We start from the raw sequence: 20,182 nt of genomic DNA, 5'->3' as shown, positions 1-20,182 counted from the left end.
ACCTCAACCCTTAACCTTTACCCTTAACTACTCTCAATCAGGAGCACTACCATGGAACTCGTCTATATCGCTGCCTCTCTCATGATCGGTCTGGGCGCGCTGGGTACCGGCATCGGCTTCGCCATCCTGGGTGGCAAGCTGCTCGAGTCTACCGCTCGCCAGCCGGAGCTGGGCGACCAGCTGCAGACCAAGACCTTCCTGATGGCCGGCCTGCTCGACGCCGTGCCGATGATCGGCGTGGGTATCGCGATGTACCTGATCTTCGTCGTTGCCGGTTGATGCCTGACAGCACCGAGCGCCTGGCGCTCGGTTTGCTTGTTTCCGGACAACACGAACCTGTCAGAGGTACCGCCCCGTGAATATCAACATGACGCTGATCGGGCAGACGATCGCCTTCGCGATCTTTGTCTGGTTCTGCATAAAGTACGTGTGGCCGCCGGTCAGCAACGCGCTTGCCGAGCGCCAGAAGAAGATTGCCGATGGGCTGGATGCGGCCAGTCGTGCCACGCGCGACCTGGAGCTCGCCCAGGAGCGTGTCGAGCAGACGCTGCGCGAAAGCAAGGAGCAGGCTTCACAGATTCTCGAGCAGGCCAACAAGCGCTCCTCCCAGATGGTCGAGGAGGCCCGCGAGCAGGCCCGCGTCGAAGGTGAGCGTATCGTCGCCTCCGCCCGCGCCGAGATCGAGCAGGAAGTCAATCGTGCCAAGGACGAGCTGCGTGCCCAGGTGTCCCGCCTGGCGGTCACCGGCGCCGAGCGTGTCCTGGAAGCCTCCATCGACGAGAAGGCCCATCGCAAGCTGCTCGACCAGCTTGCTGCCGAACTGTGAGGAGGTGATCCATGGCGGAACTGTCTACCGTCGCCAGGCCCTATGCCAAGGCGGCGTTCGAGTACGCACGCGATCACCAGACGCTGGATACCTGGTCCGACTGGTTGAACAAGCTGGCCATCGTGGTAACGAGCCGCGAGGCGCTCAAGCTTCTCTCCAGCCCCAAGCTCGACGTCGAGCGCAAGGTGGCCCTGGTGGTCGAACTGGCGGAGGTCGAGCTCGATGAGGCGGCCGCCCGCTTCCTCGCCACTCTGGGTGAGAAGGGGCGCCTGCCGGCGCTGGCCGCGATCCGCGAACAGTTCGAGACGCTGCTCGCCGATCACGAGAAGCGCGTCGACGTTAGCGTGGTGTCGGCCTACAAGCTCACCAAGGCCCAGCAGGACAAGCTCGCCGGCGCGCTCAAGCAGCGCCTGAATCGCGAAATCTCCATTACCACTCAGGTGGATCCCGAGCTTCTCGGTGGTGTCATCCTGCGTGCCGGCGACACCGTCATCGACGGGTCGGTGCGTGGTCGATTGAACCGCCTCTCCGAAGCCCTTTCCGCCTGAGTCTGAGGGACATGGCATGCAGCAACTGAATCCTTCCGAGATCAGCGACATCATCAAGCAGCGTATCGAGAAGCTTGACGTCGCATCCGAAGCCCGCAATCAGGGCACCATCGTCAGCGTTTCCGACGGCATCGTGAAAGTGCACGGCCTCGAGGACGCGATGTTTGGTGAAATGATCGAGTTCCCCGGCAGCATCTTCGGCATGGTGCTCAACCTCGAGCGCGACTCCGTGGGCGCCGTGGTGCTGGGCGACTACCTGCAGCTCGAAGAGGGCATGACCGCCCAGTGTACCGGTCGTATCCTCGAGGTGCCGGTGGGCCCCGAGCTGTGCGGGCGCGTGGTCGATGCGCTGGGTAACCCCATCGACGGCAAGGGCGATATCAACGCCAAGCTGACCGACGCGGTAGAGAAGGTCGCCCCCGGCGTCATCACTCGTCAATCCGTTGACGAGCCGATCCAGACCGGCTTCAAGTCCATCGACGCCATGGTGCCGATCGGTCGTGGCCAGCGTGAGCTGATCATCGGCGACCGCCAGATCGGCAAGTCAGCCATCGCCATCGATGCCATCATCAACCAGAAAGGCACCGGCGTCACCTGTGTCTATGTGGCCATCGGTCAGAAGCAGTCGACCATCGCCAACGTGGTGCGCAAGCTCGAAGAGCATGGCGCCATGGAGCACACCATCGTGGTCGCCGCCGGCGCCGCCGATCCGGCCCCGATGCAGTTCCTCGCGGCCTACTCCGGTTGCACCATGGGCGAGTACTTCCGCGACCGCGGTGAAAACGCCCTGATCGTCTACGATGACCTCTCCAAGCAGGCCGTGGCCTATCGTCAGGTCTCCCTGCTGCTGCGCCGTCCGCCGGGCCGCGAAGCCTACCCGGGTGACGTCTTCTACCTCCACTCCCGCCTGCTGGAGCGTGCCGCGCGCGTCAACGCCGACTACGTCGAGAAGTTCACCAACGGCGAGGTGAAGGGCAAGACCGGCTCGCTGACCGCGCTGCCGATCATCGAGACCCAGGGGGGGGACGTCTCGGCATTCGTGCCGACCAACGTGATCTCCATCACCGATGGCCAGATCTTCCTCGAGACCGACCTGTTCAACTCGGGCATCCGTCCGGCCATCAACGCCGGCCTCTCGGTCTCCCGTGTCGGCGGCTCCGCCCAGACCAAGATCATCAAGAAGCTCGGCGGCAGCGTGCGTCTGGCCCTGGCCCAGTACCGCGAGCTGGCGGCCTTCGCCCAGTTCGCTTCCGACCTGGACGAGGCCACCCGCAAGCAGCTGGAGCACGGCCAGCGCGTGACCGAGCTGATGAAGCAGAACCAGTACTCGCCGATGTCCGTGGCCGAGATGGCGCTCTCCCTGTATGCCGCCAACGAGGGCTACCTGGAGGAGGTCGAGGTCAGCAAGATCCTGGACTTCGAGCGTGCCCTGCGCGACTTCATGAAGGCCGAGTACGCCGAGCTGCTCGACAAGATCAACCAGACCGGCGACTACAACAGCGAGATCCAGGATGGACTGAAAGAGGGTCTCGAGAAGTTCAAGGCCACTCAGAGCTGGTAATCCCGTTGGCCCGTCCCGTCAGCGGGACGGGCCCTGGAGCTTACTGAGTGCCACGAACGGAGTAGATCGCTATGGCAGCTGCAAAAGAGATACGCACCCAGATCGGGAGCATCAAGAACACGCAGAAGATCACCAGCGCCATGGAAATGGTCGCGGCGTCGAAGATGCGCAAGGCCCAGGACCTGATGAAGTCCAGCCAGCCCTACGCGCGCCAGATTCGCAACGTGGTCGCGCATGTCGCCGATGCCAACCCGGAGTACCGTCATCCCTGGATGGTCGAGCGCAAGGTAGAGCGCGTCGGTTACATCGTGGTGTCCACCGACCGCGGCCTGTGTGGCGGCCTGAACGTCAACCTGTTCAAGGCCGTGATCAAGGATGCCAAGGAGTGGCGCGACCAGGGGGCCGAGCTGGATTTCTGTGCCCTGGGCAGCAAGGCCGGCAGTTTCTTCAAGAGCTACGGGGGTAACCTCGTCGCCGCGAAGAGCGGCCTGGGCGAAGCGCCCGAGGTCGAGGCCCTGATCGGCAGCGTGAAGGTGATGCTGGATGCCTATGACGAGGGCCGGCTGGACCGCTTGTGCGTGGTGTACAACGAGTTCGTCAACACCATGACCCAGAAGCCGGTGGTCCGTCAGCTGTTGCCCCTGTCACCCGATATGGGCTCGGATTCGAACGACGAAGAAGACAAGCGTCCCGGTAGCTGGGACTACCTGTATGAGCCGGATGCCAAGGCGCTGCTGGACAGCCTGCTGGTGCGATTCGTCGAATCGCAGGTGTACCAGGCGGTGGTCGAGAACGGGGCCTGCGAGCAGGCCGCGCGGATGATCGCCATGAAGAGTGCCACCGACAACGCGGGCAATCTGATCGACGACCTGGAGCTGGTGTACAACAAGGCCCGTCAGGCGGCCATTACCCAGGAAATCTCCGAGATCGTCGGTGGTGCCGCGGCCGTATAAGCGCCAGGGAGGCCATGGTCCTCCCGGCATGCAGGTTTCATTTTCAGGTATTTGAGAGGAACCAAGATGAGCGGACGTATCGTACAAATCATCGGCGCGGTGATTGACGTAGAGTTTCCGCGGGACAATGTTCCCAAGGTCTACGACGCGCTGAAGGTCTCGAATGTCGAGACCGTGCTCGAGACCCAGCAGCAGCTGGGTGATGGCGTGGTGCGTACCATCGCCATGGGCTCCACCGAGGGGCTCAAGCGTGGCATGGACGTCACCAACACCGGTGCGGCCATCTCCGTGCCGGTGGGCAAGGAGACGCTGGGTCGCATCATGAACGTGCTCGGCGAGCCCATCGACGAGGCGGGCGAGATCGGCGAGCAAGAGCGCATGCCGATTCACCGTAGTGCGCCGGGCTATGCCGACCAGGCGGCCTCCAACGAGCTGCTCGAGACCGGCATCAAGGTCATCGACCTGGTCTGCCCGTTCGCCAAGGGCGGCAAGGTCGGCCTGTTCGGCGGCGCCGGTGTGGGCAAGACCGTCAACATGATGGAACTGATCCGCAACATCGCGACCGAGCACAGCGGTTACTCGGTGTTTGCCGGTGTCGGTGAGCGTACCCGTGAGGGTAACGACTTCTATCACGAGATGACCGAATCCAACGTTATCGACAAGGTATCGCTGGTCTACGGTCAGATGAACGAGCCGCCCGGGAACCGCCTGCGCGTGGCCCTGACCGGCCTGACCATCGCCGAGAAGTTCCGCGATGAAGGCCGTGACGTGCTGCTGTTCGTCGACAACATCTACCGTTATACCCTGGCCGGGACCGAGGTTTCCGCCCTGCTGGGCCGGATGCCCTCCGCGGTGGGTTACCAGCCGACCCTGGCCGAGGAGATGGGTGTGCTCCAGGAGCGCATCACCTCCACCAAGACCGGCTCGATCACCTCCGTGCAGGCCGTCTACGTGCCCGCGGATGACCTGACCGACCCGTCTCCGGCGACCACCTTCTCGCACCTGGATGCCACCGTGGTACTGGCGCGTTCGATCGCCGAGCTGGGGATCTATCCGGCCATCGACCCGCTGGACTCCACCTCCCGCCAGCTCGATCCGCTGGTGGTCGGCGAGGAGCACTACAAGACCGCTCGCGGCGTGCAGAACGTGCTGCAGCGCTACAAGGAGCTCAAGGACATCATCGCGATCCTGGGCATGGACGAGCTTTCCGACGAGGACAAGCTGGCCGTGTCACGGGCGCGTAAGATCCAGCGCTTCCTGTCGCAGCCGTTCTTCGTCGCCGAGGTGTTCACCGGCTCGCCCGGCAAGTATGTGTCCCTCAAGGACACCATCCGCGGCTTCCAGGGCATCCTCGACGGCGAGTATGACGAGCTGCCGGAGCAGGCCTTCTATATGGTCGGCACCATCGACGAGGCCGTCGAGAAAGCCAACCAGATGAAGTAATCCCGTCTACCTGGGAGACGTCGTCATGACGAAGAGCTTCAAGTGCGAGATCGTCAGTGCCGAAGAGGGAGTCTTCTCCGGCCAGATCGAGCGGATCATCGCCAACGGGCGTATGGGCGAGCTGGGTATCCTGCCCGGCCACGCCCCGCTGCTGACCGAGCTCAAGCCGGGACCGGTGCGCGTGCTTCATGATGGCGGCCAGGAAGAGAGCTACTACGTTTCGGGGGGCTTCCTGGAAGTCCAGCCGGACGTGGTGACCATCCTGGCCGACTCGGCCACCCGTGCCCATGACCTCGATGAGGCGGCGGCCGAAGAGGCACGTCAGCATGCGCTGAAGAGCCTCAACGACAAGTCCGCCGAGTTGGACTACACCCGTGCATCGGCCGAGCTGGCCGAGGCCGTGGCCCAACTGCGCACGATCCAGCAACTGCGCAAGAAGGCCGGCAAGGGCTGATCATCGCCCCTGCGTGAGTCTCGCGCCCCCTGCTCGTCGGCAACGACGCGTACGGGGGCGTTCTTGTCTCTGACATCCCGGTGGCCTGTCCCTGGGGCGCCGTGGAGGATGCCATGTCAATCAGCGAGAGCCTGAACACGCACCGGCTCGCACTCTGCCAGGCCCTCGACGAGGAGGATGGCGAACGCCTCGATGCCCTGCTGCCCGAGCTGCGTTCGGCGGATATTGCCGAGATTCTCGAGGCGATCCTCAAGGAGCAGGCCGACCCGCCCCGGGCCCTTGCCCTGCTGGGACGCCTGCCATTGGAGCGTCGCGCCAGCGTGCTCGGGCATCTGCCCGGTGATGCTCAGCTGGTGCTCGCCGAGGCGCTCAGTGATGAGCGCCTGCTGGCGATCCTCGAGGAGATGGGGTCCGACGAGCGTGCCGATCTCTTCAACCTGCTCGACGAGGATCGCCGCCAGCGGCTGTTGCGACGGATGGCACGCCACGAACGCGAGGAGCTCAAGCGCCTGGCCAGCTACGCAGAGGGCACCGCTGGGGCGATCATGACCGCGGATTATGTGGCCATCCCCAGTGGCATGACGGTCTCCCAGGCGATGATGCGGGTGCGCCAGACGGCCCCCGATGCCGAGACGGTCTACCAGCTTTATATCGTCGACGCCCAGGGGCGGCTGGCCGGCACGCTGTCGCTGCGCCAACTGATGGTGGCTCCCCCCGGGGAGCGTATCGACGCGCTGATGATCCGTGACGTCATCCACGTTCCGGTGGACGAGACCCAGGAGGCGGTGGCGCGCATCGTCGCTCGCTATGACCTGCTGGCGCTGCCGGTGGTGGATGCCGACACGCGGCTGGTGGGCATCGTCACCCACGACGATGCCATGGACGTGGTCGAGTCCGAGGCCACCGAGGATATCCACAAGGGGATGTCGATCGGCACGCTGGAGGACGGGGTCAGCCGGGTGCCGCTGTGGAGCCTGTACCGCAAGCGGGTGACCTGGCTGGTGCTGCTGGTGTTCGCTAACCTTTTCTCGGGGGCGGGCATCGCCTACTTCGAGCAGATCATCGCCGCCCAGGTGGCGTTGGTGTTCTTCCTGCCGCTGCTGATCGGCAGCGGCGGCAACGCCGGTGCCCAGGCCGCCACCCTGATGGTACGCGGCATGGCCACCGGAGACGTGGGGATCAAGGACTGGAGCAAGCTGCTGGGGCGCGAGCTGCTGGTGGCCGGCTCCCTGGGGCTGACCATGGCCCTGGCGGTGGCACCCATCGGGGTCATGCGCGGCGGCGAGGCGCTGGCCCTGGTGGTGGCCATGAGCATGGTCACCATCGTGCTGTTCGGCAGCTTGCTCGGCATGTGCCTGCCCTTCCTGCTCGATCGCCTGGGCTGGGATCCGGCCACCGCCTCGGCGCCACTGGTGACTACCCTGATCGACGCCTCGGGAGTGCTGATCTACTTCGGCATCGCCACGGCGCTCCTTTCCGCGGCATGAGGCTTGGCCCGATGGCAAGCGGGGCGGACAGTCCGCCGCCGGGCGTGTATCCTCTGCGCGGCGTGTCGCCTGCGGGCGTTGGCTACAGCTGACAGGACATCTCCATGGATTGGCTTCAGGTCGTCGTACTCTCCATCGTCCAGGGACTCACCGAGTTCCTGCCGATCTCCAGTTCCGCTCACCTGATCCTGGTGCCGGCGCTTACCGACTGGGGCGACCAGGGCCTGGCCTTCGACGTTGCGCTGCATATCGGCAGCCTGGCCGCGGTGGTGCTCTACTTCCGCCAGGAGCTGGTACGCATGGCGCTGAGCTGGGGAGGTTCCCTGGCGGGGCGCGGGGCGGATCCGGACGCCCGCCTGGCCTGGTGGGTGGTACTGGCGACGATCCCGGTGTGCCTGGTGGGCCTGGCCTTCCACGATCCCATCGCGGAAGGCATGCGCTCGCCGCTGATCATCGCCTTCGGCCTGATTGCCTTCGGGCTGCTGCTGGCCTATGCAGACCTGCGCCAGCGTGGCAGCCGCGACGAGTATCAGCTGACCCTGCGCGATGCCCTGCTGATCGGGCTGGCCCAGGCACTGGCGTTGATCCCCGGCACCTCGCGCTCGGGCATCACCATCACCGCGGCGCTGTTGCTGGGCATGAGCCGGGAAGGCGCGGCGCGCTTCTCGTTCCTGATGTCGATCCCGGTGATCGTGCTGGCCGGTGGCATGGAGGTTAGCGGGCTGATCCGCGACGCGACCCAGGTGGACTGGTTTACTCTGACGGTGGGAGCCCTGCTTTCGGGGATCAGCGCCTATCTCTGCATCCACTACTTCCTGGCATTCATCAAGCGGGTCGGCATGCAGCCCTTCGTGATCTATCGGCTGCTTCTCGGTATCTGGCTGCTGTGGCTATTCTGGTAAACACCCTGTGAGGAGGCTCCGCGTGACCCGACGCCCGTTGCTGTGGCCCTTGTTACTGCTGCTGCTTGCGCTGGCGGCCTGCTCCGAGCGTGACCGGCCGCTCGATTCGCCGGTACGCCTCGAGGGCGCCATCTTCGGCAGCTTCTATCAGGTCACCCTCGTCGATGCCCTGACCCAGGCCGAGGTCAATGCCCTGGAAGAGGGGATCCTCGCCGAGCTGGAGGCCGTCGATGCGAGCATGTCGATCTACCGTGATGACTCCGAGCTCACGGCCTTCAACCAGGCCCCGACGGGGGAGTGGCAGCCCCTCTCCGACGAGCTGGTCGAGGTGCTGGCCATCGGTCGCTCGGTGGCCGAGGCCAGCGGCGGCGCCTTCGACATGACGGTCGGCGGGCTGGTCAACCTGTGGAGCTTCGGCGCGGAGGCGCGTCCCAGGGAGATCCCCGCCGCCGGTGAGCTGGCCGAGCGACTGGCGCAGATCGGCACGGATGCCCTGGAGCTCGACGAGCAGCGCCGCGAGGCCAGGCGAACGCGGGAGGTGACCGTCGACCTGGGCGGGGTGGCCAAGGGGCACGCCACCGACCGGGTAGCCGCCTTCCTGGACCGCGAGGGCATCGAGCACTACCTGGTGAACCTTGGCGGTGACCTGCTCGCCAGCGGCTACCGCGACGGCGCTGAGGAGCCCTGGCGCATCGGCATCGAGGCCCCCCTGGAGGATCGCCAGCAGGCGCGGCACCTGCTGCCGCTGCACGATGTCTCGGTGGCCACCTCCGGCGACTACCGCAACTACTTCGAGGAGAACGGGCGGCGCTACTCCCACACCCTGGACCCGCGCAACGGGCGGCCGATCACCCATCGGCTCGCCTCGGTGAGCGTCTTCCACGCCTCCAACGCCTGGGCGGATGCCTGGGCCACGGCGCTGATGGTACTGGGCGAGGAGGCGGGCATGGCACTGGCCCGGGAGCGCCAGCTGAGTGCGCTGATGATCATACGCGAGGACGACGGCTGGACGAGCCGGGTCACCCCCGCCTTCGTCGAGCGGTTCGGCCAGGCGCGGGTGGAGGAGCTCGGCCTCGAGGCCATGGCCGGCGTCCGCCCGCAGCCACATGGACAACAGGATCAGGAGTGATGGATGACACTTGACGTCGTGATACTGGCCGCCGGGCAGGGCACCCGGATGCGCTCGACCCTGCCCAAGGTGCTGCACCGCCTGGCCGGCAAGCCGATGGTGCGCCATGTGATAGAAACCGCCGCAGGCCTACATGCCGAGCGTACCCATGTGGTGGTGGGCCATGGTGCCGAGAAGGTGCGCGAGGCGCTGGCCGACTGCCGGGTGCACTTCGCGCTGCAGGCCGAGCAGAAGGGCACCGGCCATGCCGTGGCCCAGGCCCTGGAGGGGCTCGGCAACGGCCGTGTGCTGGTGCTCTACGGCGACGTGCCGCTCATCCATCGGGCGACCCTCGAGCGGCTGCTGGAGGGTGTCGATGATGACCACCTGGGGCTTCTCACCGTGACCCTCGACGACCCCAGCGGCTATGGGCGCATCCTGCGCAACGCCGAGGGGGAGGCGGTGGCCATCGTCGAGCACAAGGATGCCAGCGAGAGCGAGCGGGCGGTGCGCGAGTGCAATACCGGTATCATGGCGATGACCGCCAGCCAGCTGCGCCGCTGGCTGCCGAGGCTCTCCGCCGACAATGCCCAGGGCGAGTACTATCTCACCGATATCATCGCCATGGCCGCCGCCGAGGGGGTCAGGGTGGTCACCGCCCAGCCGGCCGACCCGGTCGAGGTGGAGGGCGTCAACAACCGCCTGCAGATGGCGCGCCTCGAGCGGGCCCACCAGCAGGCCATCGCCGAGCGGCTGATGACCGAGGGCGTGGCGCTCGCCGACCCAGCGCGTCTCGACGTACGTGGGTCCCTGCACTGTGGTCACGACGTCAAGATCGACGTGGGCTGTGTCTTCGAGGGGGACGTGGAGCTCGGCGAAGGGGTGCGTATCGGCCCTCACTGCGTGATCCGCGACAGCCATATCGGCGCCGAGAGCGTGATCGAGCCCCATAGCGTCATCGAGGGTTCGGTGATCGCCGGACGCGCTACCATCGGGCCCTTCGCGCGGCTGCGTCCCGGTTCGCGCCTGGCGGTGGGGGCCAAGGTGGGCAACTTCGTCGAGACCAAGAACGTCGAGGTGGGCGAGGGCAGCAAGATCAACCACCTGAGCTACGTGGGCGATGCCCGCCTGGGGCGGGGCGTCAACGTGGGTGCCGGCACCATCACCTGTAACTACGACGGCGCCAACAAGCACCGTACCGAGATCGGCGACGATGCCTTCATCGGCTCCAACAGCGCCCTGGTGGCGCCGGTGAGCATCGGACGTGGCGCCACGGTGGGGGCCGGCTCCACCGTGGCCAAGGATGTGCCCGACAACGCCCTGGCGGTAACCCGGGCACGCCAGGTCAGCAAGGCCGAGTGGCCGCGACCCCGTAAGCAGGACGACTGAGGAGAAAGACAGCGATGTGTGGAATCGTCGGAGCCGTTGCCGAGCGCAACGTGGAAGGGATACTCCTGGAGGGACTCAAGCGCCTGGAGTATCGCGGCTATGACTCCGCCGGCATGGCGGTGCTCGCCGCCGACGGCAGCCTGCAGCGGCGTCGTGCGATGGGCAAGGTGGCGGCGCTGGAGGAGCGCCTGGTTGCCGAGCCGTTGCTGGGCCACAGCGGGATCGCCCACACCCGCTGGGCGACCCATGGCCGGCCCAGCGAGGAGAACGCGCATCCCCACCAGTCCGGCGAGAGCCTGTCGGTGGTGCACAACGGCATCATCGAGAACCATGAAATGCTACGCCGCGAGCTCGAGGCCGAGGGCTATGTGTTCAGCTCCGAGACCGATACCGAGGTGATCGCCCACCTGCTGGAGCGCGAGAGCCGCCAGGCCGGCGACCTGCTCACCGCGGTGCAGCGGGTGCTGGCTCGGCTGGACGGAGCCTATGCGCTGGGGGTGATCCACGCCGAGGAGCCGGGTGTCGTGATCGGCGCCCGCAAGGGCAGCCCGCTGGTGGTGGGCGTGGGCATCGGCGAGGCCTTCCTGGGCTCCGACCCGCTGGCGCTGCTGCAGGTCACCGACCGCTTCATCTACCTGGAGGAAGGCGACGCGGTGCGGCTCTCCGCCGGCGGACGCATCGAGGTGTTCGACGCCGAGGGTGCGGCGGTGGAGCGCGGAGTGCAGGCTTTCGAGCACGGCGACGGCGCCGCCAGCAAGGGCGAGTACCGCCACTTTATGCTCAAGGAGATCCATGAGCAGCCGGCGGTGATCGCCGCCGCCCTGGAGGGGCGGCTGGGGGATCGCTCGGCGCTGGTGGAGAGCTTCGGTCCCGACGCCGAGGCGCTTTTCCGGCAGGCCAGGCAGATCCATATCGTCGCTTGCGGCACCAGCTACCATGCGGGCATGGTGGCGCGTTACTGGCTTGAGAAATACGCAGGCGTGCCGGTACAGGTGGAGGTGGCTTCGGAGTATCGCTACCGCCAGGTGGTGGTGCCCGAGGGCACCCTGTTCGTGACCCTCTCCCAGTCCGGCGAGACCGCCGATACCTTGGCCGCACTGCGCTTCGCCAGGGCCGGTGGCTATCTGGGCAGCCTGGCGATCTGCAACGTGCCGGGCAGCTCCCTGGTGCGCGAGTCGGACCTCTCGCTGATGACCCAGGCCGGTCCCGAGATCGGCGTGGCCTCCACCAAGGCCTTCACCACCCAGCTCACCGCGCTGATGCTGCTGACCCTGGCGCTGGGCCGCATCCGGGGCCTCGACGAGGCCGTGCAGGCCGAGGTGGTGACGGCACTGCGTGGCCTGCCGCGACTGGTGGAACAGGTGCTGGCGCTGGATCCGGCCATCGAGGCACTCTCCATGGCCTTCGCGGAGAAGCAGCATGCCCTCTTCCTGGGCCGTGGTGCCCACTTCCCCATCGCCCTGGAGGGGGCACTGAAGCTCAAGGAGATCTCCTACATCCATGCCGAGGCCTACCCGGCCGGAGAGCTCAAGCATGGCCCCCTGGCCCTGGTGGACAGCGACATGCCGGTGATCTCCGTGGCGCCCAACGACGAGCTGCTCGACAAGCTCAAGTCCAACCTCCAGGAGGTGCGGGCCCGGGGCGGCGAGCTGTTCGTATTCACCGACGAGGGGGTCGGCCTCGCGCCGGCCGAGGGCATCCATGTACTGCACCTTCCACGGATACACGAGGCGCTGGCACCACTCCTCTATACCGTGCCGCTGCAACTGCTCAGCTACCACGTGGCGGTGCTCAAGGGCACCGACGTGGATCAGCCGCGCAACCTGGCCAAGTCGGTGACGGTGGAGTAACCCTTATCCCCGATAGCGCTGAGCCCCGCCTGCACCTGGGCCTGCCCATGTGGGCCAATGCCGACTGGCGCGGGGGGCTCTACCCGGCGGGTGGTGGTGGGCTCGAGGAGTATGCCCGGGTGTTCGCCGCCGTGGAGGGCAACACCACCTTCTACAGCGGCGCACCGCGGAGCGAGACGGTGGCGGCCTGGGCCCGCCAGGCACCGCCCGGGTTCCGCTTCTGCTTCAAGCTGCCCGCCACCCTGACCCATGAGCGGCGCCTGGTTGGCATCGAGTCGGATCTCGACGCCTTCCTCGCGGCGCTCGAGCCGTTGCATGATCGCCTGGGCCCGCTGATGGTCCAGTTGCCCCGAGACTTTGGTGGCACCGAGCTGGGACGACTGGAAGCCCTGCTGGCGCGCTGGCCGGTAGGAATTCCCTGCGCCGTGGAGGTGCGTCACAGCGAATTCTTCCACAAGGGGTGGGCCGAGATCGCCCTGAACAGATTGTTGATAACTCACGGCGTCGACCGCGTGATGCTCGACGTTCGGCCGCTCTTCTCGACGCCTGCCGGTGACCATGCCGGATTGATCCAAGCCCAGCGCGAGAAGCCGAGACGCCCATTACACGTGCTTTCCACGGGGAATCGACCGCTGGTGCGATTTATCGGGCACCTGGATGCGGAGGTCAACGAGCGCTATTTCGAGGCCTGGATCGAGCGACTCTCCCTGTGGATAGATCAGGGGAAAACCCCTTTCTTGTTTGTGCATACTCCCGATAATCGCCAGGCACCCCAGCTGGCCAGGCGCCTCTATGAGCGGCTGGCGGAAAGGCTGTCATTGCCACCGCTTCCCGCCTTTCCCGGCGAGGCCCAGGCCAGTCTGTTCAGTCCCTAGGGGGGCTCCCGGGGACAAGTCTTATAGCCCAAAAGACGCTGGCCATTGGGCGTTTGATCGGATAGTTTTATGGGTCGGAGCGTCCATATCTCTGGATTTTGACTGGATCTAGCGCCTAATTCGCGTGGATCTTTCGATATTCTGGCGCTCCAGCACTCACGACAGATGGCCACCCGCCGGCTGTCGCGAGCGCAACGGCAGCGATCCTGCCTGGATCCCTGCCACTCTTGACGGTGCCCCGTGACCCGGGGCGCTCTGGACGTGGCAATGACAAGCACAAGCCGCCATCGCGCCGGATCGGCCGTTGGTGACACGTACATTCAGGGTGAAACATGTCGAAACTCTCCCACGCACAGTGGTCATCGAAGATGGCCTTCATCCTGGCAGCCACCGGTTCGGCGGTGGGGCTGGGCAATATCTGGCGCTTCTCCTATATGGTCGGTGACAGCGGAGGCGCGGCCTTCGTGCTCGTCTACCTGGCTTGCGTGGCCCTGGTGGGCCTGCCGATTCTGGTCGCCGAGTGGCTGATCGGCCGCCGTGGCCAGGAGAACCCGATCAACTCCATGCTGGACCTGGCCCGCCAGAGCGGTCGTCTACCGGCCTGGGCGATGGTCGGCGTCAGCGGCGTGCTCGCCGCCTTCCTGATCCTCTCCTTCTATAGCGTCATCGGCGGTTGGTCGCTCTCCTATACCCTGGGCTCGATCACTGGCCAGTTCAGCGGCCAGGACTCCGATGGCATCGGCGCCCTGTTCAGTGGCCTGCTGGCCAACCCCATGGCCCTGACCCTGTGGCACACCGCCTTCATGGCGCTGGTGATCTTCATCGTCGCCCGCGGCGTGACCAAGGGCCTGGAGGGCGCCGTGCGCACCCTGATGCCGTCATTGGTGATCCTGATGGTGATCCTGGTGATCTACGGCATGACCACCGGGCATTTCGGCGAGGCCATGGCCTTCATGTTCAGCCCCGACTGGAGCGCCATCAACGGCGAGGTGGTGCTTGCCGCCATGGGCCAGGCCTTCTTCACCCTGTCGCTGGGCATGGGCATCATGATGGCCTACGGCTCCTACCTGGGCGAGGACATCAGTCTGATCAGCACCGCCCGTACCGTGATCATCTTCGATACCGTCATCGCGCTGCTCGCCGGCATGGCGATCTTCCCCATCGTGTTTGCCAACGGCCTGAGCCCGGGCGAGGGACCGGGACTGATCTTCGTCACCCTGCCGCTCGCCTTCGGCAACATGGCAGGCGGCGCCATCCTCGGCCTGATGTTCTTCCTGCTGCTGACCTTCGCCGCCCTGACCTCGGCCATCTCCCTGCTGGAGCCGACGGTGGAGCTGCTCGAGGAGCGCACCCCGCTCTCCCGCATGGCCGCCACCCTGGTGGCCGGCGTGGCAGTCTGGGCGCTGGGCATCGCCGCGCTGATGTCGTTCAACGTCTGGAGCGAACTGTCGATTGTGGGCCTGAACATCTTCGACTTCCTGGATACCCTGACCAGCAAGTTCATGTTGCCGCTGACCGGCCTGGGGGCGATCCTGTTCGTGGCCTGGCGCCTCGATCGTGACAGCGTGCTCGGCGAACTGGGCCTCTCCGGCATGCAGGCTTCGCTGTGGCAGATCGTCGCCCGGGTGATAGCGCCGATCGGCGTGATTGCGGTGTTCGTCTATGGCCTGATCTAGCCGCGAAAGCCCCTGGCGGGGCATCCGTCGGCCCTGGCAAGCCCCACCTCCGTGGGGCTTGCTGCCGTTGGATCATAGGGCATCAGTGCATGGCGTCGTCGGTCATCTCCTCCTCGGCCAGTTCGGCGATCTCCTGGGTCAGCTGCTTGAACTCCTCATGCAGCTCGATGCCTCGCCGCGCGCGCAGATGGCGCTGGGCCGCCGTGCGGGCGCGCTGCTGGTGCTCCTGGACCTCCATGCTCATGAAAATATCGAGAAGCTCACTCTTCAGGGACGTTAACCGTTCGGCGTCGTGCATCTTCGACTCTCCTCGAGGGTTCGCGACACTGCACTATCTACTATACCGTACTTGACAGAATTATGACGCTGTGAGCTTCGGGGCGGAGTGGGGCGCCTGCGCCGGGGGGAGTGGCGGGCCGTATGGCGATGGGCTGCGCATCCCACCCCGCCTTGGGGCATACTGTAGCGAGAACCCATGATCGTTTGCCGCCGCCCGGCGGCCAGCCGAGGAGTCCCGCGTGAGCCGTGCCTTGTTCGATGAGATGAGACGCCGCATGGAGCACTTCCGCCGCTCCGAGCAGAAGGTGGCACGCTTCGTGCTTCGCAACCCCGACGATGTCATCCATATGCGCATCGTCGATCTGGCCACCGAGGCCAAGGTCAGCGAGCCTACCGTGGTGCGCTTCTGTCGTGCCCTGGGCTGCAATGGCTTCCAGGATTTCAAGCTGCGCCTGGCCCAGATGCTGGCCGCCGGCAGCCAGTTCGCCCAGTTCTCCATGAACGACAGCGACTCGGTGGCGGAGTTTTCCCACAGCATCTTCGACTCCACCGTAGGCACCCTGCTGTCGGTGCGTGACCGCCTCGACAACGAGGCGCTGAGCCGCGCGATCAACTCCCTGGCGATGGCCAACCGGGTCGAATTCTACGGCTTCGGGGCCTCCGGCGCGGTGGCCTTCGATGCCCAGCACAAGTTCTTCCGCCTGCAGATCTCCACCGCCGCCTATGCCGACCCGCATATGCAGAACATGTCGGCGGTGACCCTCAACGAGGGCGATGTGGTGGTGGCGATCTCCCAGACCGGGCGTACCCGGGCGCTGGTGGCCAGCGTGCGCCTGGCGAAGGAGGCCGGCGCCACTGTGATCGGGCTCTGCCCCAGCGGCTCGCCGCTGGCCGAGGAGGTCACCCTGCCGCTCTACATCGATGTCCACGAAGACACCGAGATCTATACTCCCATGAGCTCGCGCATCGCCCATCTGGTGCTGGTCGATGTGCTTGCCGTCGGCGTGGCCAAGACCCGCGGGCCGAAGCTCGCCGAGCAGCTCAAGGCGGTCAAGAAGAGCCTGACGCCGCTGCGTTTCCCCGAACCAAAGCCATAAGCTTTAAGCCGTAAGCTATAAGTAAAACCGTTGCCGTTAGTGGGCTGGGGTAACCTCGCGGCTTACGGCTTACGGCTTACGGCTTACGGCTTACGGCTTACGGCTTACGGCTTACGGCTTACGGCTTACGGCTTACCCCTTGGGTGGGGGGCATCATGCTGCCTTCCAGCTTGCGGCTTGCGGCTATGCTAAGCTGTTCGCCCATTTTCCCAGCAGCGATGCCCTCTCCATGGACGACGTCACGCCGATCCTCGACCACCTGAATGCCGCCCAGCGCGAGGCGGTCAGCGCCCCCCAGGGCAACATGCTGGTACTGGCCGGGGCCGGTTCCGGCAAGACCCGGGTGCTGGTGCATCGCATCGCCTGGCTGATGCAGGCCGAGGGGCTCTCCCCCTACGCGGTGCTGGCCGTGACCTTCACCAACAAGGCGGCGCGCGAGATGCGTACCCGCCTGGAGGCGCTGCTCGGCCTTTCGCTGCGCAACGTCTGGGTCGGCACCTTCCACTCCATCGCCCACCGCCTGCTGCGCACCCATTGGCAGGATGCGCGCCTGCCCCAGCACTTCCAGATCATCGACTCCGACGACCAGCTGCGCCTGGTCAAGCGCTTGATCAAGGAAAATGAGATCGACGACGAGCGCTTCCCGCCGCGCCAGGTGCAGTCGTTCATCTCCGGCTGCAAGGAGGAGGGGCTGCGTCCCCACCAGGTGGACGTCCACGGTGACGCCTACCTGGGGCAGATGGTCGAGCTCTACGAGCGCTACCAGCTCACCTGCGAACGCGGTGGCCTGGTGGACTTCGGTGAGCTGCTGCTGCGTAGCCTGGAGTTGCTGCGTGACACCCCGGCGCTGCTGGCCCACTACCAGGAGCGCTTCGCCCATATACTGGTGGACGAGTTCCAGGATACCAATACCCTGCAGTACGCCTGGCTCAAGCTGCTCAGCGGCATGACCACGCCGATGACCGTGGTCGGCGACGATGACCAGTCGATCTATGGCTGGCGCGGCGCCCGGGTGGAGAACATCCGCCGCTTCGAGCGTGAATTCTCCGGCACCAGGACCGTGCGCCTGGAGCAGAACTACCGCTCCACCAGTGCCATCCTCGAGGCCGCCAACGCCCTGATCAGCCACAACGCCGAGCGCATGGGCAAGACGCTATGGACCGCCGGCGAGCGCGGCGAGCCGATCTCGGTCTACAGCGGCTTCAATGACCTGGACGAGGCGCGCTTTATCGTCGATACCCTGCGTGAGCGCGTCGAGGAGGGCATCAATCGCCGCGAGATCGCCATCCTCTACCGCTCCAATGCCCAGTCGCGGGTGATCGAGGAGACCCTGATCCGTCAGGGCGTGCCCTACCGCATCTACGGCGGCCATCGCTTCTACGAGCGCCTGGAGATCAAGAACGTCCTGGCCTACTTGCGCCTGCTGCTCAACCGTGATGACGATGCCTCCCTGGAGCGAGTGATCAACGTGCCGGCCCGCGGCATCGGCACGCGAACCGTGGAGCTGCTGCGCCAGCGGGCACGGGAGGGCGGCGTCTCGCTGTGGCATGCCCTCCACGACGGCCTGGCCGATGGCTCCCTCAAGGGGCGTGCCGGCAGCGCCCTGCAGCTCTTCGCCAACCTGATCGACGCCCTGGACAACGACAGCGCCGGCCTGGCACTGCATGAGATCATCGACCATGTGATCGAGCGTACCGGCCTGCTTGAGCACCATCGCAACGAGCGGGGCGAGAAGGGGCAGGCTCGGGTCGAGAACCTCGCGGAACTGGTCACCGCGGCCAGGGCCTTCACCCAGGGGGAGTCCTTCGACCCGCCGCAGGCCGGCGAGGGAGCGGTGGCACTCGAGGCCTTCCTCTCCGAGGCGGCGCTCAACGCCGGCGAGCACGAGGCCGACGAGTTCGAGGACGGCGTCCAGCTGATGACCCTGCACTCCGCCAAGGGGCTCGAGTTTCCGGTGGTCTTCATCGCCGGGGTGGAGGAGGGGCTGTTTCCCCACCGCATGTCGGCGGAGGAGCCGGGCCGCCTCGAGGAGGAGCGCCGCCTCTGCTACGTCGGCCTGACCCGGGCCATGCGCAAGCTCTATCTGACCCACGCCGAGATTCGTCGGCTCCACGGCAAGGAGACCTTCCAGCGCGCCTCGCGCTTCCTGAGCGAGATTCCCGAGGAGTACCTCGAGGAGGTGCGCCTGCGCGGCCAGGTGTCGCGGCCGGTAACCGTCTCGCGTCCCGCCGGGCTGCGCCAGAGCGAGGTCAATGGCGGCAACGACCTGCCTTCGCTCTCCCTGGGCCAGCGGGTGCGCCATCCGGTATTCGGCGAAGGGGTCATCCTCAATGCCGAGGGCGAAGGACCCCGTGCCCGGGTGCAGGTCAGTTTCGAGGGCGAGGGCGACAAGTGGCTGGTGCTGGGTTTCGCCAAGCTGACGCCGCTGTGAGCGGCTGCGTGCGTTAACTTTCACGTCAACGGCATACGCTTGGCGCCCCGGGCCCCTTGACGCATACTGCCTGCTGGACACCAGCGCCTCCTGGCGCCCTTATAAAAATCCGTACGGAGCCTTCTGCATGCAACGCCGTCTCTTCCTCAAGAACAGCATCAAGACCCTGGGTGCCGGCGCTGCCGGTATTGCAGCTGCCCCCTTCGTCTCCACCGCCAGTGCCCAGGAGACCATCACCTGGGACATGGTCACCTCCTGGCCCAAGAACTTCCCGGCGCTCGGCACCGGTGCTAGCGAGTTTGCCCAGCGCATCGAGACCCTCTCCAACGGCCGCATGCGTATTCGCGTGCACGGCGCCGGCGAGCTGGTGCCCGCCCTGGAGGTCTTCGATGCCGTGGCCGCTGGTACCGCCGAGATGGGCCACTCCGCCTCCTACTACTGGCGCGGCAAGGTGGCCGCGGCGCAGTTCTTCACCGCGGTGCCCTTCGGCATGAACACCCAGGAGACCAACGCCTGGCTCTATCATGGTGGTGGCCAGGAGCTGTGGGACGAGGTCTATGCCAAGCACAACCTCAAGCCCTTCCCGGTGGGTAACACCACTACCCAGCCCGGTGGCTGGTTCAAGAAGGAGATCAACTCCCTGGAGGACCTGCAGGGGATCAAGCTGCGCCTGCCCGGCCTGGCCGGCGAAGCGATGAACCGTATCGGCGTCACCACCGTCAACATGCCGGGCTCGGAGATCTTCACCTCCATGCAGACCGGGGTGCTGGATGCCGCCGACTGGGTCAGCCCCTACAACGACCTGGCCTTTGGCCTGCACCAGGTGGCCGACTACTACTACACCTCGGCCTGGAACGAGCCCAGTGCGATCCTCGAGGGGACGGTCAACCTGGATGCCTGGAACGCCCTGCCCGACGACCTCAAGGTGGTGGTGACCGAGGCGGCCCGGGCGGCCAACCTGGCGATGATCAGCGAGTTCACCTTCCGCAACGCCCAGGCCCTGGAGACACTGGTCAACGAGCATGGTGTCGAGTTGCGCAGCTTCCCCGAGGATGTGATGAAGGCGCTCTATGAGGCCTCCCAGGAGGTGATCGCCGAGCAGGTCGAGAACGATGCGGACTCGAAGAAGGTCCATGACTCCTATGTCGCCTTCCAGAAGCTGGTGCGGCCCTCCAACGACGCCGGCGAGTTCGCCTACCTCAAGGCCCGCGAGGCGGTCGGCGCCTGAGGGAGGCGTGCCTGGCAGCCTGTGGTTCGGCATGGCAGGCTCCCGTCGAGCATGACCCAGCAGAGTAGAACGGGG

Annotated in this window: 18 protein-coding genes; 17 read left to right on the top strand and 1 reads right to left on the bottom strand. The window is 65.9% G+C overall.

The window, feature by feature from the left end; genetic code table 11:
- The first annotated feature begins 51 nt into the window (after window positions 1–51).
- The 14 genes from atpE to NFH66_RS17470 all read left to right on the top strand — a co-directional run bounded on the left by atpE (window position 52) and on the right by NFH66_RS17470 (window position 15,072).
- The gene (gene atpE, locus NFH66_RS17535; RefSeq protein WP_023006402.1) at window positions 52–279 is read left to right on the top strand and encodes a F0F1 ATP synthase subunit C; all 228 of its coding nucleotides are present in this window, start codon (window positions 52–54) and stop codon (window positions 277–279) included.
- A gap of 76 nt (window positions 280–355) precedes the next feature.
- A complete protein-coding gene (locus tag NFH66_RS17530) occupies window positions 356–826 on the top strand; it encodes a F0F1 ATP synthase subunit B (protein ID WP_349611585.1) in 471 nt (156 codons plus the stop codon).
- An 11-nt stretch (window positions 827–837) separates the two neighbouring features.
- A complete protein-coding gene (locus NFH66_RS17525) occupies window positions 838–1,374 on the top strand; it encodes a F0F1 ATP synthase subunit delta (RefSeq protein ID WP_349611584.1) in 537 nt (178 codons plus the stop codon).
- A gap of 16 nt (window positions 1,375–1,390) precedes the next feature.
- Window positions 1,391–2,935, top strand: coding sequence for a F0F1 ATP synthase subunit alpha (gene atpA / locus NFH66_RS17520; RefSeq protein WP_349611583.1), 1,545 nt, complete (start codon window positions 1,391–1,393; stop codon window positions 2,933–2,935).
- Window positions 2,936–3,006: 71 nt separating this feature from the next.
- Complete coding sequence (atpG, locus tag NFH66_RS17515; protein WP_349611582.1) at window positions 3,007–3,888, top strand: F0F1 ATP synthase subunit gamma; 882 nt, start codon at window positions 3,007–3,009, stop codon at window positions 3,886–3,888.
- A 66-nt stretch (window positions 3,889–3,954) separates the two neighbouring features.
- Window positions 3,955–5,331 carry a F0F1 ATP synthase subunit beta gene (atpD, locus tag NFH66_RS17510; protein ID WP_349611581.1) on the top strand — a complete coding sequence of 459 codons (1,377 nt, stop codon included), beginning with the start codon at window positions 3,955–3,957 and terminating at the stop codon, window positions 5,329–5,331.
- A gap of 25 nt (window positions 5,332–5,356) precedes the next feature.
- Window positions 5,357–5,785 (top strand): F0F1 ATP synthase subunit epsilon, encoded by a 429-nt coding sequence (locus NFH66_RS17505; protein WP_349611580.1) that lies wholly within the window; start codon window positions 5,357–5,359, stop codon window positions 5,783–5,785.
- A gap of 113 nt (window positions 5,786–5,898) precedes the next feature.
- Window positions 5,899–7,272: a magnesium transporter gene (gene mgtE, locus NFH66_RS17500; protein WP_349611579.1), complete on the top strand. Its 1,374-nt coding sequence runs from the start codon at window positions 5,899–5,901 to the stop codon at window positions 7,270–7,272.
- A 104-nt stretch (window positions 7,273–7,376) separates the two neighbouring features.
- Window positions 7,377–8,174 (top strand): undecaprenyl-diphosphate phosphatase, encoded by a 798-nt coding sequence (locus NFH66_RS17495; protein WP_349611578.1) that lies wholly within the window; start codon window positions 7,377–7,379, stop codon window positions 8,172–8,174.
- A gap of 22 nt (window positions 8,175–8,196) precedes the next feature.
- Window positions 8,197–9,303 carry an FAD:protein FMN transferase gene (locus tag NFH66_RS17490; protein WP_349611577.1) on the top strand — a complete coding sequence of 369 codons (1,107 nt, stop codon included), beginning with the start codon at window positions 8,197–8,199 and terminating at the stop codon, window positions 9,301–9,303.
- A 3-nt stretch (window positions 9,304–9,306) separates the two neighbouring features.
- Window positions 9,307–10,671 carry a bifunctional UDP-N-acetylglucosamine diphosphorylase/glucosamine-1-phosphate N-acetyltransferase GlmU gene (glmU, locus tag NFH66_RS17485; RefSeq protein WP_349611575.1) on the top strand — a complete coding sequence of 455 codons (1,365 nt, stop codon included), beginning with the start codon at window positions 9,307–9,309 and terminating at the stop codon, window positions 10,669–10,671.
- A gap of 14 nt (window positions 10,672–10,685) precedes the next feature.
- Entirely contained in the window at window positions 10,686–12,521 is a 1,836-nt protein-coding gene (gene glmS, locus NFH66_RS17480; protein WP_349611573.1) for a glutamine--fructose-6-phosphate transaminase (isomerizing), read from the top strand.
- A gap of 5 nt (window positions 12,522–12,526) precedes the next feature.
- A complete protein-coding gene (locus NFH66_RS17475) occupies window positions 12,527–13,396 on the top strand; it encodes a DUF72 domain-containing protein (protein ID WP_502878684.1) in 870 nt (289 codons plus the stop codon).
- Between the two features lie 332 nt (window positions 13,397–13,728).
- The gene (locus NFH66_RS17470; protein ID WP_349611571.1) at window positions 13,729–15,072 is read left to right on the top strand and encodes a sodium-dependent transporter; all 1,344 of its coding nucleotides are present in this window, start codon (window positions 13,729–13,731) and stop codon (window positions 15,070–15,072) included.
- An 82-nt stretch (window positions 15,073–15,154) separates the two neighbouring features.
- Here NFH66_RS17470 and NFH66_RS17465 read toward each other — a convergent pair whose 3' ends face one another.
- Window positions 15,155–15,370, bottom strand: a complete 216-nt coding sequence (locus NFH66_RS17465) for a PA3496 family putative envelope integrity protein (protein WP_349611570.1) — start codon at window positions 15,368–15,370, stop codon at window positions 15,155–15,157.
- A gap of 220 nt (window positions 15,371–15,590) precedes the next feature.
- Here NFH66_RS17465 and hexR point away from each other — a divergent pair, with 220 nt between their 5' ends.
- The 3 genes from hexR to NFH66_RS17450 all read left to right on the top strand — a co-directional run bounded on the left by hexR (window position 15,591) and on the right by NFH66_RS17450 (window position 20,107).
- Window positions 15,591–16,448 carry a transcriptional regulator HexR gene (gene hexR / locus NFH66_RS17460; protein WP_349611569.1) on the top strand — a complete coding sequence of 286 codons (858 nt, stop codon included), beginning with the start codon at window positions 15,591–15,593 and terminating at the stop codon, window positions 16,446–16,448.
- Between the two features lie 229 nt (window positions 16,449–16,677).
- Window positions 16,678–18,879: a DNA helicase II gene (gene uvrD, locus NFH66_RS17455; RefSeq protein ID WP_349611567.1), complete on the top strand. Its 2,202-nt coding sequence runs from the start codon at window positions 16,678–16,680 to the stop codon at window positions 18,877–18,879.
- A gap of 127 nt (window positions 18,880–19,006) precedes the next feature.
- Window positions 19,007–20,107 (top strand): TRAP transporter substrate-binding protein, encoded by a 1,101-nt coding sequence (locus tag NFH66_RS17450; RefSeq protein ID WP_349611566.1) that lies wholly within the window; start codon window positions 19,007–19,009, stop codon window positions 20,105–20,107.
- Window positions 20,108–20,182 lie beyond the last annotated feature (75 nt).

The sequence above is a fragment of the Halomonas sp. H10-9-1 genome, assembly GCF_040147005.1.
In the GTDB taxonomy this organism is placed as follows: Bacteria; Pseudomonadota; Gammaproteobacteria; order Pseudomonadales; family Halomonadaceae; genus Halomonas.
The sequence above is the reverse complement of the archived record's forward strand: the minus strand, read 5'-3'. Positions and strand labels throughout refer to the sequence as shown.

Excerpts from the sequence above, each read along its gene's own strand:
- atpE (WP_023006402.1), top strand. The coding sequence starts at position 52 with ATGGAACTCGTCTATATCGCTGCCTCTCTCATGATCGGTCTGGGCGCG.
- NFH66_RS17525 (WP_349611584.1), top strand. The coding sequence starts at position 838 with ATGGCGGAACTGTCTACCGTCGCCAGGCCCTATGCCAAGGCGGCGTTC.
- atpA (WP_349611583.1), top strand. The coding sequence starts at position 1,391 with ATGCAGCAACTGAATCCTTCCGAGATCAGCGACATCATCAAGCAGCGT.
- atpG (WP_349611582.1), top strand. The coding sequence starts at position 3,007 with ATGGCAGCTGCAAAAGAGATACGCACCCAGATCGGGAGCATCAAGAAC.
- atpD (WP_349611581.1), top strand. The coding sequence starts at position 3,955 with ATGAGCGGACGTATCGTACAAATCATCGGCGCGGTGATTGACGTAGAG.
- NFH66_RS17505 (WP_349611580.1), top strand. The coding sequence starts at position 5,357 with ATGACGAAGAGCTTCAAGTGCGAGATCGTCAGTGCCGAAGAGGGAGTC.
- mgtE (WP_349611579.1), top strand. The coding sequence starts at position 5,899 with ATGTCAATCAGCGAGAGCCTGAACACGCACCGGCTCGCACTCTGCCAG.
- NFH66_RS17495 (WP_349611578.1), top strand. The coding sequence starts at position 7,377 with ATGGATTGGCTTCAGGTCGTCGTACTCTCCATCGTCCAGGGACTCACC.
- glmU (WP_349611575.1), top strand. The coding sequence starts at position 9,307 with ATGACACTTGACGTCGTGATACTGGCCGCCGGGCAGGGCACCCGGATG.
- glmS (WP_349611573.1), top strand. The coding sequence starts at position 10,686 with ATGTGTGGAATCGTCGGAGCCGTTGCCGAGCGCAACGTGGAAGGGATA.
- NFH66_RS17470 (WP_349611571.1), top strand. The coding sequence starts at position 13,729 with ATGTCGAAACTCTCCCACGCACAGTGGTCATCGAAGATGGCCTTCATC.
- NFH66_RS17465 (WP_349611570.1), bottom strand. The coding sequence starts at position 15,370 with ATGCACGACGCCGAACGGTTAACGTCCCTGAAGAGTGAGCTTCTCGAT.
- uvrD (WP_349611567.1), top strand. The coding sequence starts at position 16,678 with ATGGACGACGTCACGCCGATCCTCGACCACCTGAATGCCGCCCAGCGC.
- NFH66_RS17450 (WP_349611566.1), top strand. The coding sequence starts at position 19,007 with ATGCAACGCCGTCTCTTCCTCAAGAACAGCATCAAGACCCTGGGTGCC.